Consider the following 14,543-nt stretch of genomic DNA (forward strand, 5'->3'; position numbering starts at 1 on the left):
TAATCGTTCTCATTATCAATTAGAACCGGCAGACGCTTTTTCGATCGAGGGCCTTTTCCTATCGATTCCGGGCACGCCGGCCCGCATTGTTGATGTCAGTGTTCGGATTCGGCGGGCCGGACGGCCGGTTCCGTGTCCGTGTCCGTGCCTGTGTCCGCATCGGCTTCCGCAAGCGACATCCCGTCGGGCGACCGCCCCGCGCGCGCGAACGTCGCGTACCACGCATCGGCGTCGACGAGCTGCGCATGCGTGCCGGTCGCCCGCACGTGGCCGGCGTCGAGCACGACGATCGTGTCGGCGACCGCCGCGAGCGCGGGCTGGTGCGTGACGACGATGCGCGTGCGCTGCCCGCGCATCGCGACGAGGCTGTCGCGCACGCGCCGCGCGCTGAATTCGTCGAGGCTCGCGGTCGGTTCGTCGAACATCAGCACCGGCGCACGCGCCAGCAACGCACGCGCGAGGCACGCACGCTGCCGCTGCCCGCCCGACAGCAACTGCCCGCCCGGCCCGACGTCGGTGTCGAGGCCGCCCGGCAGCCGCTCAGCGTCGTGCAGCAGCCCGACCGCGTCCAGCGCGGCGCGCAGTTCGGCATCGGTCGCGTCCGGGCGGCCCATCCGCACGTTCCATGCAAGGCTGCCGCGAAACAGCCCGTTGTCCTGGAACACGAGGTTGCGCGTCGCGGCGAGCGTCGCTTCGCTCAAGTGCCGCGCGTCGGCGCGGCCGAGCAGCACGCGTCCCGCGCACGGATCGTCGAGCCGCGCGAGCAGGCCGAGCAGCGTGCTCTTGCCGGCCCCCGTGGGGCCGACGATCGCGACGAAGCCGCCCGCCGGGCAATGCAGGTCGACGCCGTCGAGCAGCGTCGCGCCGGCGGCGGTCCGGTAGCCGACGCGCAGCGCGTCGACGCTCGCATCGTGCACCGGCGTGCCGCGCTCGGGGCTGTCGAAACGCGGCGCATGCAGCACCGCGAGCACTGCATCGAGCGCGCGCCAGCCGCCACGCAGCGCCTGGTCGAGCTGCGTGAGCAGCGCCAGCGGTTCGATGAAGCGCACGAGCAGCACGAGCACCGCGACCGCCGTCGCCGCATCGAGCCGGCCGGCCGCGACTGCCCACGCGCCGCCGACCAGCATCGTGACGAACACGCCCTGCACCGCGCCCGCGAAGCCGAGTTCGATCGGCAGCGAACGCCGCATCAGCGCGCGCGTGCGACGATGCTGTTCATCGAACGCGCGCTGCAGCGCCGCGCGCGCGTCGCCTTCCTGGCCCGCGAAGCGCAGGAGCCCCTGATGCGCGGCGAAGGTCTGAAGCTGCACGGCCAGGTCGCGATCGCCGGCCGCGCGAGCCTGTTCGAACGCGAGCGTGCGCGTGCCGCCGCGTTCGAGCAGCGCGAACAGCAGCACGGCCGCCGCCGCCAGGCACAGCGCGATGCGCCAGTCGATCCATGCGAGCCCCGCGACGACCGCGAGCGGCGTGACGACCGCGCCGATCAACGGCCCGAGCAGGTGCGCGGGAATGCCCATCGCCTGCATGACCGGCCCGCGCAGCAGCCCGGCCGGATGGCTGTCGCGCACGGCCTGCCACGACGCGATGCGCGGCAGGTGCCGCACCAGACATTCGACGAGCCCGGCGGCCAGCGCGCCGCCCGCGCGATAGCCGCCGAGTTGCGCGACGTACAGCACCAGCGCGTGGCACAGCGTCAGCGCGCCGAGCGCGATCGTCCAGTGCAGCACGGCCGCCTGTGCACCGGCAAACCATGCGCGAATCAGCGGCACGAGCAGCAGCCCGCATGCGCCATCGAGCACTGCGGCGGCGATCGCCCAGCCGACGCCGCGCCACAGCGCCCGGCGCGTATCGCGCGGCAGGCACCGCAAACGTTTGAGCGATGTCATCATCGTGCGGCCTCCCCGCGTGCCGCGCCGCGTTCGCGCCATAACCGCGCATACAGCCCGCCCGAAGCAAGCAGCGCCACGTGCGTACCGCGCTCGACGATGCGGCCGCGATCCATCACGAGAATCTGGTCCGCGTGCCGAATCGCATCGAGATCGTGACTGACGATCACGCGCGTACGCGTGTCGCCGCGCAACGCGTTGCGCAGCGCGCGCGCGGTTTGCGGATCGAGCGCCGACGCCGGTTCGTCGAGCAGCAGCAACGGCGCCGTCGACAGCAGCGCACGCGCGATCGACAAGCGCTGCAGCTCGCCGCCGGACAGGCGCACGTCGCGCCCGCACACGCAGTCATAGCCGCCCGGCAGCGTGTCGATACGATCGTCGAGACAGGCCGTGCGCGCGGCCGCGCGAATCTCGTCGAGATCGGCGTCGGGCCGGTAAAGCGCGATGTTCGCGGCAATCGACACGTCGAGCGCCGCGGCCTGCTGGAACACCATCGCGACCTGCGCGCGCCGCGTGTGCGACGCGAGCAGGCGCAGATCGGCGCCGCCGAGCCGCACGCTGCCGCGATCCGGATCCATGCAGCGTGCGAGCAGCATCAGCAGCGTGCTCTTGCCCGCGCCCGACGACCCGACGATCGCGGTGGTCGTGCCGGCCGCGATCGTCGCGTCGATGTCGCGCAGGATCGGCGTACCGTCGATGTCGACCCTCACGCCGCGCAGCTCGACCGACGCATCGCGCGGCACGCGGGCCGCGCCATCGGCGGGCTCGGGCAGGCCCGGCTGCGCGAGCAGCGCAGCGAGGCGCGCCGCGGCCGCGCGCGCCTCGCGCAATGCGTCGGCGCCGTGGCCAAGCGCACGCACCGGCGCCGCGACCGCCCAGATCAGCAGCGCGAACGCGCACAGTTCGCCGACCGTCAAGCTGCCCGCCGTGAACCACGTCGCACCGAACACGACCCACGCGAGCAGGAACGGCGTGCCGAGCAGCACCTGCGTGCATGCGCCGAGCCCGCCGATGCGGCCGACCCACGCCGCAAACGCGTGCGCGAAACGCCCGGTCGAATCCAGCGCGGCCGCCTCGATGCCCGCGCCCGGATACTGCCGCACGAGCGCCGGGTTCTGCGCGAGCTGCGCGTAGTCGCCCATCAGCCGTTCGAGCGCCGCATTGCGCGCCGCGACCGCCAGCGCGAACCGTGCCGAGCGCATCCAGCGAAACAACGCGGCCCCGGCGACGAGCGGCACGAGCGCGAACGCGAGCAGCGCGGGATTCAGATAAAGCAGGCACGCAAGCGCCGCACACGGCACGACGACGAGTTGCGTGACATCGGCCGGCGCGTGCGCGACGAGCTGGTGCAGCGCGCGCACGTCCTGGTCGACATGACGCGCGACGCGGTCGCTGCCCGCGCGCGCGAACCAGCCGAGCGGCAGCCGCTGCAGATGATCGGCGAGACGCTTGCGCAAGCGGTCGCCGAGATCGGCGTCGACGCGGTGCGTCAGGTGCAGCGCGATCGTCTGGCCGCCGAGCCAGCACACGCCGGCCACCACGGCCGCGACGAGCCAGCCGCGCGCCGTCGCGTCGAGCTGCGCCGTCACGCGCCATGCGTCGGCAACACGGCCGAGCGCGAGCCACGGCACCAGCGACGCGACGCCCGCCAGCGCCTGCAGCACGACCGCCGCCGCGAGCGGCACCGCGAACGGCCGCAGCATCGAAAGCAACGGCCCCTTCATGCGGCACGCTCCAGCAGCATGCCGAGCGTCGCCGCGCATGCATCGCCCGGCGGCTGTTCGGGAAAGCCGAGCTGCGCGGTCAGTTGCTGCCAGACGCGCGTCACGTCGATGCTGCGCTGGTTGCACGCGTGCAGCCCTTCGCCGGACACGAGCCGATCGACCGCGAGCGCCGCCGCCTGCGGCCAGCATCGCGCATGGATCTCGCCCCACGTGTCCTGCGCATCGTCGCAAATCTGGATGCTCGGCATGTCGTCGCCTGCCGTGTCGCCGAAGATCGGGAACAGTCCGTCCTCGTCGATCGCCGGCTCGCGCAATGCGGGCGCCCACCAAAGCGGCCCGTGCGGCGATGCGAGCGTCCACGTGCCGGCGTCCGTCGTCAGCGTGATGCCGAACAGCACGCTCATGCGGCCGTCGTCGGCCGCCGCCATCTCGTTGTGCACGCGCAGCGATACCGGTGTTTCCGCGAGCACCATCGCGCACTCGCGCATCGACGACAGCGCCGGCCCGACCGGCTCTACCGACCACGGGCCCACGCCCTGCAGCGCGGCCGCGAGCACGTCGAGCGCCGCGTAACTCGCCTGCACCGAGCACACGACATCCGCATGCACGGGCACACTCGTTTCGCGCAGCCGCCGCGCGACCGCGATGAAGCGTGCGACGACCGGCAGGTTCGGATAGAAGCTGTTGAGCAGGCAGCGGCGACCGTGGCGCGATGCAGTGCGCAGCACGCGGTCCCATTCGTCGGGCAGCAGCGGATGCTCGATCACGACGTCGATCCCGCGTTCGAGCAGCCGGCACGCGAGCGCGGCCCCTTCCGCGCCGCGCGCCGCGCCGCCGACCGCGACACACGCGACGCGCACGTCGTCCGGCAGCGCTTCCACGCAGTCGAACACCGGCGCGCCGACGCGCGCGGCGAGCGCCGCCGTGCGCGCGCTGCCCTGCCCGAGAATGCCCGCGACATGATAAGCGCCGGACGCCGCGAGGCCAGCCGCATAGAACTGGCCGAAGCGGGAGCCGGCCACGACGACCGGCAGCGGATGGACCTTCATTGCGCCTCCTTCAGGCGGGTGTCGACGAACGCAGCGTTCAGGCAGTCGAAGTGACCCCCGGGAATATCGACGGGCGTGATGCCGCCGAGCGCCTGCGCCGTCCAGTACTCGGTGAGCGCCGCGCGCTGCTGCGGAATCAGCGGGTTGCAGCGCTCGGGCACGAACAGCCGCAGCGCGCCCGCGTACGGCGCATCGCCGGCCCAGTGGCTTGCCTGCACCGAATGCATGAAAAGCCGGTACAGCCGCTCGCGTTCGTCGAGCAGCGGATGCGCTACGGCGTCCTGCATCGACAAACCGGCGGCCGCGCGCAGCACGCGACCGCGCAGCGCGTCGAGCGGCTCGCAGCGATCGCCGAAGATCTCGAGCTGCGCCTGCAGGCTGCCGGGCGCGAGCCGTGCGGGGTCGGCCTTCAACGCATCGGCGAGCGCATCGGCCAGCACGTACGTTTCCGGAAAGCCGAGCGCGTCGAGCGGCAGCCCGAGCGTCGCCGCGAAGTTGAACAGCACGAGCCGTTCGTCCTCGATCAGGTAGGGAATCCGGTAGCTCGACACGATATCGAGCGTGCGCACCGCGACGCCGAGCTGCACCAGCGACTTCGCCATTTCAACTGCGACCAGCCCGCCCGAGCAGTAGCCGAGCACGTCGACCTCGCGCACGCCGCTGCGCCACAGGGCGTCCGCGTAACGCCGGCCCAGCGTCGCGTTCAGGTGGCGCGCCGGCAGGTCGAGATAGTCCTGCGCATCGCGCACCGCGAAACCGAGCACCGGGCCGAGCCGCGCGAGCGCCGGCATCACCGGACGATACGCATGCACGGTGCCGAGACCTTCGTGCACGATCACGCGCGGCACGCCGTCGCCCGGCGCGAGCGGAATCGGCCGCACACCAGTGCGCACGCGTGGTGCCGGCGCATGGACGACCGTCGATGCGTGCATCGCGCGCGGTGCCGCAGCCGCAGTTGGCGACGCGCCGCCCGACGGCTGCGCATCCGCATCGCGCAGGCATTGCGCGAACGCGGCCGGCGTCGGCTGCGCGAGCACCCAGCGCAGCAGCCGGTCGAACGGATGCGCTTGCGCGAGCGGTTCCTCGCCGCGCAGCCGCGACACGAGTTGCGCAATCAGCAGCGAATCGCCGCCCGCCGCGAAGAAATCCTGATCCGCAGTGACGTTGCGCGTATCGAGCACGGTTTCCCACAAGCCGATCAGTCGCGCGATCAGCGGATCGGCTGCCTGCGTCGACACGGGGCGAACGACCGCCGGCTCCGGTTCGCGGATATCGGCGATGCCAGCCAGCGTACGGCGGTCGATCTTGCCGTTCGCCGTCACGGGCAAACCGTCGAGCACACGCAGTTGCGACGGCACCATGTAGCCCGGCACGCGCTCCGCAACGAACGCGAGCAGCGCATCCGGCGCGATCCGCGCCGCGCCGCGCTTCACATGCGCGAGCAGGATGTCGTAGCCGAGCGCATCGAGCGGCGTGCCGGATGCCACGCAGCCGAGCGCGCGATCGCCGGCGGCTGCCTGCAGCCATTCGAGCCACTGCGCGCGCGGCACGAACAGCCGCGACGATGCGGCACGCGCGTCGTCCGGCGTCTCCATCATCAGCCCCTGGCTGATGCTGATCTCCGGATGCTCGGCCGTCAGTTCCTGGATCACCCACCACGCATCGGCCGCCGACAGCGTACGCAGCCCCGCGATCAGCGCGACCGTATCGCGTGCATTGTTCAGCGCGCCGGAGCTGATCGTCAGGTCGACCGAATGCGGCGCGATGCCCTGCGCATCGAACGGCGCGTTCATGTCGAATCGCACGAAACGCATCCACGGATACGCAGCAAAACGCTCGCGCGCGGCCGCGAGGAAGTAGCTCGACACGTCGCTGAACAGGTAGTCGATCCGCGCGCCCGCTTCGACCAGCGGCGCGAGCGCGTCGACGATCGCACGCGTCGCCGCGGCCGTTCCCGCGCCGATTTCGAGAATCCGCCAACGCCGCTTCGGCTCGCGCTCGACAATCGCGCGCACGGCCTGCGCCATTCCGCGATGCAGCGCGCGCGCATGCTCGCCGTTGCTGTACATCGCGTCGGCGATATGCGACGCGCCCTCCGGAAACATCAGGCCGGCCGGCGACACGCTGCCGTCCACCTGCACGTCGATGCATCCCGCGCTGTCGCGGAAGTAGTCGATGAGGACGGCCGGCCACAGATCGGGGGATGCGTGCTGCGCGAACGCGTCCCAGCAGGCGTGCGCGTCGGCGCGATCGGCATCGGGCCGCATGCGCCAGCCGCCTTCGGCCTCCGCGCGCAGCACGCCATGCGCATCGAGCATCGCGAGCCAGTGGCGCAGCAGATGCTGCCGCGCAGCCGGCACGCGCAGCCGCTCGCACAGCGTCGCAAAGCCGGTCGCCTCGTCGGCCGTCAGGCCGGCCGCCGGCACGATCCACGCGGCCAGCGACGCGACGCATGCCGCTTCGAGCTGTGCGATCGACCGCGATACTTCCGCATGCGAAGGCCAGCGCGCGGTGTCGAACGTTGCGCGTACGTGCGCCGTAATCTCGAGCAGCGTGTCGTCCTGCACGGACGGCGCCGGCTCCGCACCATGCAGCGACACGAAGCTCGCGAGCCGGCGCTCCGCGCCTTCGCCAAGCACGATCGTCGCGGCCGCGCCGACCAGCGGGTGCGCGGTCAGCGCCGCGTCGATCTCGGCCAACTCGATCCGGTAGCCGCGAATCTTCACCTGATCGTCCTGCCGCCCGAGGAATTCGAGCGAACCGTCGGCGCGCACGCGACCGAGATCGCCGGTGCGGTAGAGCCGGCGCCCGTCGCGATGACGGATGAAGCGCTCGGCCGTTCGAACGGGATCGTTCGCGTAGCCGGTCGCGAGCCCGACGCCGCCGATATGGATCTCGCCGCGCACGCCGGGCGGGCACGGCCGGCCGAGTGCGTCGAGCACCTCCATCGTCTGCCCGGTCAGCGCGCGGCCGTAAGGAATGCTGGCGAGCTGCGTGTCTTCCGGACGGATCGGATGCTCGATCGACCAGATCGACGCCTCGGTCGCGCCGCCGAGACTGAACAGCGCGCTGTCGGGCCAGCGCCGCCACCAGCGGGCGGGCAGCGTCACCGGGATCCAGTCGCCCGACCACAGCACGCGGCGCGGGCCCGGCACGTCGAGCGCCGGCTCGCCTTCGACGTAGTCGATCAGCATCTGCCCCTGCGCGGGTACCGAGTTCCACAGCGTCACGCGATGGCGCGCCATCAGCTCCGCCCAATGCGACGGATCGTTGCCGCGCGCCGGATCGGGCAGCACGATGCACGCGCCGCGCGCGGTTGCGCCGAAGAAGTCGTAGACAGACAGGTCGAAGCTCAGTTCGGCCAGGCCGAGCACCACGTCGCCCGTGCCGACCGCGTGACGCGTGCTGATGTCGGCGAGCGTGTTGCACACCGCCGCATGACTCAGCATCACGCCTTTCGGTTCGCCGGTGGAGCCCGACGTGTAGATCACGTAGGCGAGCGCGTCGCCGTCGATGTCGCGCGCCGCGCGTGGCGGCCATTGCGGATCGGCCGGCAATGTATCGATATCGATGCGCGCGCAACCATCGTGATCGATGTCGATGCCCTGCAACGTGACAACCGCACGCACCCGCGCATTGCGCAGGATCGCCTGTCGCCGCATCACCGGCTGGCGGCTGTCGACCGGCACGTACGCGGCGCCTGCCTGGACGATCGCAAGCACGGCCGCGAGCTGGTGCGCGCACTTCGGCATCAGCACCGCGACGGTGTCGCCCACGCCCACGCCGGCCTGTTCGAGCGCGGTACGCAATGCCGCCGCGTGTTGCGCGACGTCGCGATACGTGCGCGTGCCCTGCGCGTCGATCACGACCGGCGCATCGGGCGTACGCAACGCCTGCGCGGCGAAGCCGGCCGCGATATGCGTATCCGCGTCCGGATGCGTGTGCGCGACAGGCTCATCGGACGGCAGCACGATGTCGCCCGCGCGCGACCAGCATTCGGCGTCGTCGGCCAACCGGCCCAGCAGTGCAACGTACGCATCGAACATCGCCGCGGGCATCCCGTCGGGAAACAGATCGTCGCGTACGTCCCAGCCGATTTCCAGCCCGCCGAACTGGTCGGTCACCTGGCAGTCGAGCCAGACCTGCGGCGTCTGGCTGATCATGTACAGCGGCGGCTCCGCACGTGCCGCGTCATCGCCGAGCAGGCGGCCGACGCTGCCGATGCCGCTCGTGAACACGACCGGCATCAGCGCCGCATCCTTGCCGCGCCGCCGTGCGAGTTCGCGCATCACGTCGACGCCGGTAAACGCGCGATGGTCGAGGTCGTCGAACATCCGCGCGCCGATCGTGCGGGCGCGCTCGATGAAATCGCGCCCTTGCGTTGCGTCGACAGCCAGCAGGCTCAACGCGGTGAAATCGCCGAGCACCGCGTCGATGCGCGGATGCACGGGCGGACGGTTCAGCACCGTCAGGTTCACGCAGAACGCCGGTGACTGGCTCCAGCGGCCGACGACTTCGGCGAACGCGGCCAGCGCGACGCTCGCCGCGCTCAGCCCGAAGCGGCTCGCGTGCCCGCACAATGCAGCCCATCGCGCATGATCGAGCCGCGCATGACGATGCGTGAAGCGCGGCCGTGCCTCGGTTCGCATCGTCGGCACCACCGGCAGATCCGGGCGCGCGGGAAGATCGTCGATGCGTGCGAGCCACCACGCCTTGTCGCGCGCATGGTCGGCGCGCGTACCGGCATCGGCTTCATGAACGACGTAGTCGCGAAACGTCGCATCGAGCGGTGCGGGCCGCCATTGCGGATCGTCGTAACGGCGCCGCCATTCGGCAAGCAGCAATTGCAGGCTCGCATAGTCGATCAGCGTGAAATCGACTGACAGGTGCAGCACCGCACCGTCCGGCCCGAGGCTCACTTCCGGCTGCAGCACCGGCCAGCGATCGAGTGCGTGCACAGCATGATCGAGGCGCTCGCGCACGCGGCCGACGTGTGCGTCGAATGCGGTCGCATCGGCCTCGCGCAAGTCATGCACCGTCAGCGGCTGCCACGGCACGTCGGGCAGCACGCGTTGCCATGCGTTGTCCTCGACGATCGCGCGCAACATCGGATGCCGCGCGACGCACGCATTCCATGCGGCTTCGAAGCGCACGCAATCGAGATCCTTCGACTCGCCGTATTCGACGTACAGATGGCATGCACTGCCGCCGAATTCGAACGATTCGTGCCGGCCGAGCACATACGCGGCCTGTACCGGCGTCAATGCAAATCGTTCATGCTGGCGCGCCGGATCGCAACGCCACGCGCCGTCCTGCAGGAAGCGGACGAACGCGTCGCGTTCGGCCTTGATGCGCGCGGCCAGGTCCGCGTCGAGCGCGCCGGCCGGCGCGCGATAGCGCAACTGGCCGCCGTCGTCGCACCACAATTCGATCTGCCGTTCGCGGCAGAGCTCGAGCACGTCGTCGAAGCTCACAGCACGCCCTCCTCGATCGTCGCGACCTGCGCGTCGCCATGCGATTGCCCGGTCGGCGCCATGGCGTCGAGCTGTGCGGCGAGACCGGCCAGCGTCGGCTGCCGGTAGAACGCGGCCATCCCGATCCGCACGCCGAGCCGCTCGCGCAATTGCGCGAGCAGGCGCGTCGCGAGCAGGCTGTCGCCGCCGAGCGCGAAGAACGTCGCGTCGCGCGCGTTCGCCGGGTGCCCGAGCGCCTGAGCCCAGCACGCGAGCAGCGTCGCCTGCCGTTCGTCGGCCGGCACGAACGCATCGTGCGCGGCCGGCGCGTCACCGAGCGCGCGCGCGAGCGCATCGCCCACCGCGCGGCGATCGATCTTGCCGTTGGCGTTGAGCGGCCAGCGCGACACACACCACAGCGCGTCGGGACGCATCGAGTCGGGCAGCCGGTCGCGCAACCAGTCGGCCAGCACCGCCTGCGCGGCCGGTTCGCCGACACGGCGCGCGACGATGCATGCGAACGCGGCCGAGCGCCAGCTTCGTGAATCGAGCGAGAAACCGCACGCGTGTGCGGCCGCCGCGAGCGCATCGTCCGTGAACGGCGTCGGCAGCGCCGCATCGCCCGTCACGCCCGCGACGAGTTCGCGCAACGGCGAATCGCGCAACACGTCGGCGAGCAGCAGGCGGCCATCTTGCGCAAGCAGCGCGGCCGCGAATCTGAATGTGTCGCGCGGATCGTCGCGCAGGTGTGCAGCCGCGAAACTGATCACGCAATCGAATCGCCCAAGATGGCGGGCCGGCAGCAAGCCGTCCTGCATCGTCTGCAACGCGGGTGTCGTTTGCGTGAAGCGCGCCTGCGCGCTGCGCAGCAGGCCCGGCGACGCGTCGAACAGCGTCACGTCGAAGCGCAGATCGTCGAGCACGCCGAGCCCTGCGTCGAACCATTGCCCGGCACGCGCGTCGAGCACCGCGACGCGCAATGCCCCGGTGTGTGCGGCGGCGTGCGCCTGCAACGCACCGCCGAACTGGCGCAGCGCGCGGGCGCCATCCGGCAACCGCGCCGCAAACGCGAGCGGCGCCGCGCGCGAATCGAGCAGCACGCGCTGCGCGGCGGAGTCTGGCTCGGCGGCGAGCGCGCGCAGCGATGCCGTCAGATCGTCGAGATCGGTTGCATGCCAGTCGAGCTGATCGAGCGCACCGTCGATCGCGATCGATGCATCGCTCTTCGCGTGCCAATGCGCACGCAGCGACGACGGCCAACCCGCGTCGCCGTCGAGCAGCCGATCGGCGATCGCGCGCGCGACCGTCGCTTCCGCGTGCACCGTATCGACACGGTCAGCCTGCTCAAGCGCGGCCGGTGGCATCGTCGCACCCGGCGCAGGATCGGCCGGCACGAACGCCGCGACGATGCGCGCCGCCTCGCCGTTGACGACGCTCGCGCACGCGCCGTCGATCTGCGGATGCGCAGCCAGCGCCGCCTCGATCTCGCCGAGTTCGATCCGGTGCCCGCGCACCTTCACCTGCCGATCCTCGCGCCCCAGGAATTCGAGCGTCCCGTCCGGCCAGTAGCGGCCGCGATCGCCGGTGCGATACCAGCGGCCCGACGCGTGCTGCACGAAACGCTGCGCGGTCAGCTCGGGATCGTTCCGGTAGCCGCGCGCGAGGCTGTCGCCGCCGATCAGCAATTCGCCCGGCACGTGGTCGGGCGCATCGCGGCCGTCGGCATCGACGACGCGATAGGCCTGCCCCGGCAACGGCCGGCCGTACGGAATCGAACGCCAGTGCGGCGGCACGTCGCGCACCGTCTGCACGTTCGACCAGATGCCGGCCTCGGTCGCACCGCCAAGCGCATGGAATGCGCACGCATCGCCGCACCGTTCGCGCAAGCGCACCGGCAGGTCGAGCGCGATCCAGTCGCCGGACAGCAGCGCCGCACGCACGCTGCGGCACGCGTCGCGCGCGGCCGGCACCGCCAGCGCCATCTCGAGCAGCGCGGGAGCCGAGTTCCACAGTGTCACGCGATGCTGTGCGATCAGGTCGATCCAGCGCGCCGCATCGCGCGCTTCGTCCTGGGTCGGCAGCACGAGTTCGGCGCCTGCGCCGAGCACGCCGAACAGGTCGTACACCGACAGGTCGAAATCGAGCGCGGAAACCGCGAGCAACCGGTCTTGCGCGTTCACGCCGAGCAGCGCATCGACTGCATCGATCGTGTTGATTGCCGCCGCGTGCGTCATCTCGACGCCCTTCGGCACGCCCGTCGAACCGGACGTATAGATCACGTACGCGGTAGCCTGCGGCGCCACCGCGAGCGGCACGGCCAGCGGCGCATGCCGCATCAGCGCGGCAACGCCGAAATGCGGCAGCGGCGCATCCGCGCGCGCCGTGTCGCCGATCGCGGCCTTCACGCCCGCCGCGCGCTCGATCAACGCCTTGCGCGCGACCGGCTGCGCGATGTCGAGCGGCACGTAGCACGCCCCGGCGGCGAGTACGCCAAACACCGCTGCCACCTGCGCGGGCCCGCGCGGCAGGCTGATCTCGACGGCATCGCCGCGCCCGATACCGGCCGCCTGCAAGCCGCCCGCGATCGCGAGCGCCTGCGCGGCGAGTTCGCCGCGCGTCACCACCTGCTCGCCGCACCGAAGCGCGACGGCGGCCGGCTCGCTTGCGGCCAATGCGAAGAAATCGTCGTGCAGCGTGCGCGGCCGGCCGGGTGCGGGCAGCGCGTTGAGCGCATCACGCACGCGGCGCTGCGCGGACGGCAACTCGACCGCGATCGGCAGCCGCCAGTCGCGGTCGCACAGTGCTTGCACGAGCGCGACGTACGCGCCGAACATTGCATCGAGCATCCCGTCGGGAAACAGGCCGTCGACGCTGTCCCACGCGAGCAGCGCGCCGTCCGGTACGCGATAGAGCTGATGGTCGAGCCACACCTGCGGCGTCTGCGAAATCATGTCGTGCAGGTCGCCGAACACGCGCGCAAACGCCTCGGGCACGAACGGCGCATCGCCGAGATTGCACGAGAACACGACGGGGGCCGCGCGCGGCGTGCCCTGCCGCCGCGCATCGCGCAGCACGTCGAGCGCCGGATACGCGGCGTGCGCGATCGCGCCATGCAGCCGCTGCTGGAACGCACGCACCGTGTCGGCCGCGCTCGCGTCGGCGCGCACGTCGCATTCGACGAGCAGCAGCGTCGTGAAATCGGCGATCACACTGCCGAGATCGGGCGCATCGCCGTGCCGGTCGAACAGCGGCACGTTGAGCAGGAACGCTTGCCGGCCGCTCCAGCGCGCAAGCACCGCCGCGAACGCGGCGCCGAACACCGACGACAGCGTGACGCCATGCTGCGCGGCCTGCGCGTGCAGGCGTGCGAGCTCGGCCGTGCTCAGCGTGTGCGAGATGCGGCTGAAGCGCGGTGCGTGAATCGTTTCCGGCGCTCGGGCGAGCGGCAACGCGGGCCCTTCCGGCAGCGTCGCAAGCCGCGCCTGCCATGCGTCGCGCGCCGCGGCCCGCGCATCGCGCATATCGGCCGCGCGACGCGCGAGCCAGGCCGGGAACCACGTCGACGGCGCATCGGGCAACGCCGACGGCTCCGCATACGCGACGCCGATCTCCTGCATCAGCAGCCGCACGCTGTCCACGTCGGCCGCGAGCAGGTCGACACTCAGCCACACGCGATCGTCGCCGCCGGGCATCTGCACGAGCCCCATCATGAAGACCTGCGCGTGCTCGACGTCGAGACATTCATGCGACCGGAACGCGCGCAGCGCCGCCCATTCGGTTTCGGCATCGGCGGCAGTCTTGCCGCGCCAGTCCGCATGCTCGAACAGCGGTGCGTCCGGCGCCGCGACGATCTGCTGGCGGCCGCCGGCAAAGCGCGCGCGCAGCATCGGATGACGTTCGCGCACGCGCCGGCATGCGGCCTCGACGCGAACGGGATCGATCGCGCGGCTGCGGAATTCCAGAAACGCATGGCAGCTCACGTTGCCGAGCACTTCGCCATCGCGTCGGCCGAGCCAGTACGCCTGCTGCACCGCGGACAAGTCGAACGGCGCGTGCACGTCGACATCGGCGACATCCGCGGCATCAGCGTCAGTCGTCCCGCGCGCGCTGCGCGGCGCGTTCGCGAGCAGCGCAGCCCACGCACCGAGCGTCGGCGTGCGCGCGAGCGCATCGAACGTCAGCGCGTAGCCGAGCCGGTTCACGCGCGTCTGCAAATACATCAGCCGGATCGAATCGAGGCCGCAGCTCAGCAGGTCTTCGTCATCGTCGAGCGATGCGATCTCGTCGACGGATACGTCGAGCAACGCCGCGATCAGCGCGACGAGCTGCGAGCGAAAGGCGACAGGGGAACAACAGGAAGGATCGGAATGGTCGGTATTGGAATCGACAGCGGTCTGGCTCATGGGCACGCCTTGTATGGGTCGTTCGACG

General features: G+C 71.3%; 5 protein-coding genes. All 5 read right to left on the bottom strand.

The window, feature by feature from the left end:
- Nucleotides 1–95: 95 nt before the first annotated feature.
- From LXM88_RS26690 to LXM88_RS26710, 5 genes are read right to left on the bottom strand one after another with little or no spacing between them, the layout of a single operon-like run.
- Nucleotides 96–1,889: an ABC transporter ATP-binding protein gene (locus LXM88_RS26690; protein WP_318654710.1), complete on the bottom strand. Its 1,794-nt coding sequence runs from the start codon at nucleotides 1,887–1,889 to the stop codon at nucleotides 96–98.
- A complete protein-coding gene (locus LXM88_RS26695; RefSeq protein WP_262545694.1) occupies nucleotides 1,886–3,610 on the bottom strand; it encodes an ABC transporter ATP-binding protein in 1,725 nt (574 codons plus the stop codon). Before LXM88_RS26695 ends, LXM88_RS26690 begins: the two co-directional genes overlap by 4 nt.
- Complete coding sequence (locus tag LXM88_RS26700; RefSeq protein ID WP_262545697.1) at nucleotides 3,607–4,659, bottom strand: Gfo/Idh/MocA family oxidoreductase; 1,053 nt, start codon at nucleotides 4,657–4,659, stop codon at nucleotides 3,607–3,609. The genes LXM88_RS26695 and LXM88_RS26700 overlap by 4 nt, the downstream gene beginning before the upstream one ends.
- Nucleotides 4,656–10,133, bottom strand: a complete 5,478-nt coding sequence (locus LXM88_RS26705) for a non-ribosomal peptide synthetase (protein ID WP_262545699.1) — start codon at nucleotides 10,131–10,133, stop codon at nucleotides 4,656–4,658. Before LXM88_RS26705 ends, LXM88_RS26700 begins: the two co-directional genes overlap by 4 nt.
- Nucleotides 10,130–14,515 (bottom strand): amino acid adenylation domain-containing protein, encoded by a 4,386-nt coding sequence (locus LXM88_RS26710; protein ID WP_262545700.1) that lies wholly within the window; start codon nucleotides 14,513–14,515, stop codon nucleotides 10,130–10,132. Before LXM88_RS26710 ends, LXM88_RS26705 begins: the two co-directional genes overlap by 4 nt.
- Nucleotides 14,516–14,543: the final 28 nt, after the last annotated feature.

Origin of the sequence: Burkholderia sp. S-53 (assembly GCF_025560745.1) — a bacterium.
Taxonomy (GTDB): Bacteria; Pseudomonadota; Gammaproteobacteria; order Burkholderiales; family Burkholderiaceae; genus Burkholderia; species Burkholderia pyrrocinia.

Bases quoted from the DNA above. Each gene is read 5' to 3' on its own strand.
- LXM88_RS26700 (WP_262545697.1), bottom strand. From the start codon at position 4,659: ATGAAGGTCCATCCGCTGCCGGTCGTCGTGGCCGGCTCCCGCTTCGGC.
- LXM88_RS26710 (WP_262545700.1), bottom strand. From the start codon at position 14,515: ATGAGCCAGACCGCTGTCGATTCCAATACCGACCATTCCGATCCTTCC.
- LXM88_RS26695 (WP_262545694.1), bottom strand. From the start codon at position 3,610: ATGAAGGGGCCGTTGCTTTCGATGCTGCGGCCGTTCGCGGTGCCGCTC.
- LXM88_RS26690 (WP_318654710.1), bottom strand. From the start codon at position 1,889: ATGATGACATCGCTCAAACGTTTGCGGTGCCTGCCGCGCGATACGCGC.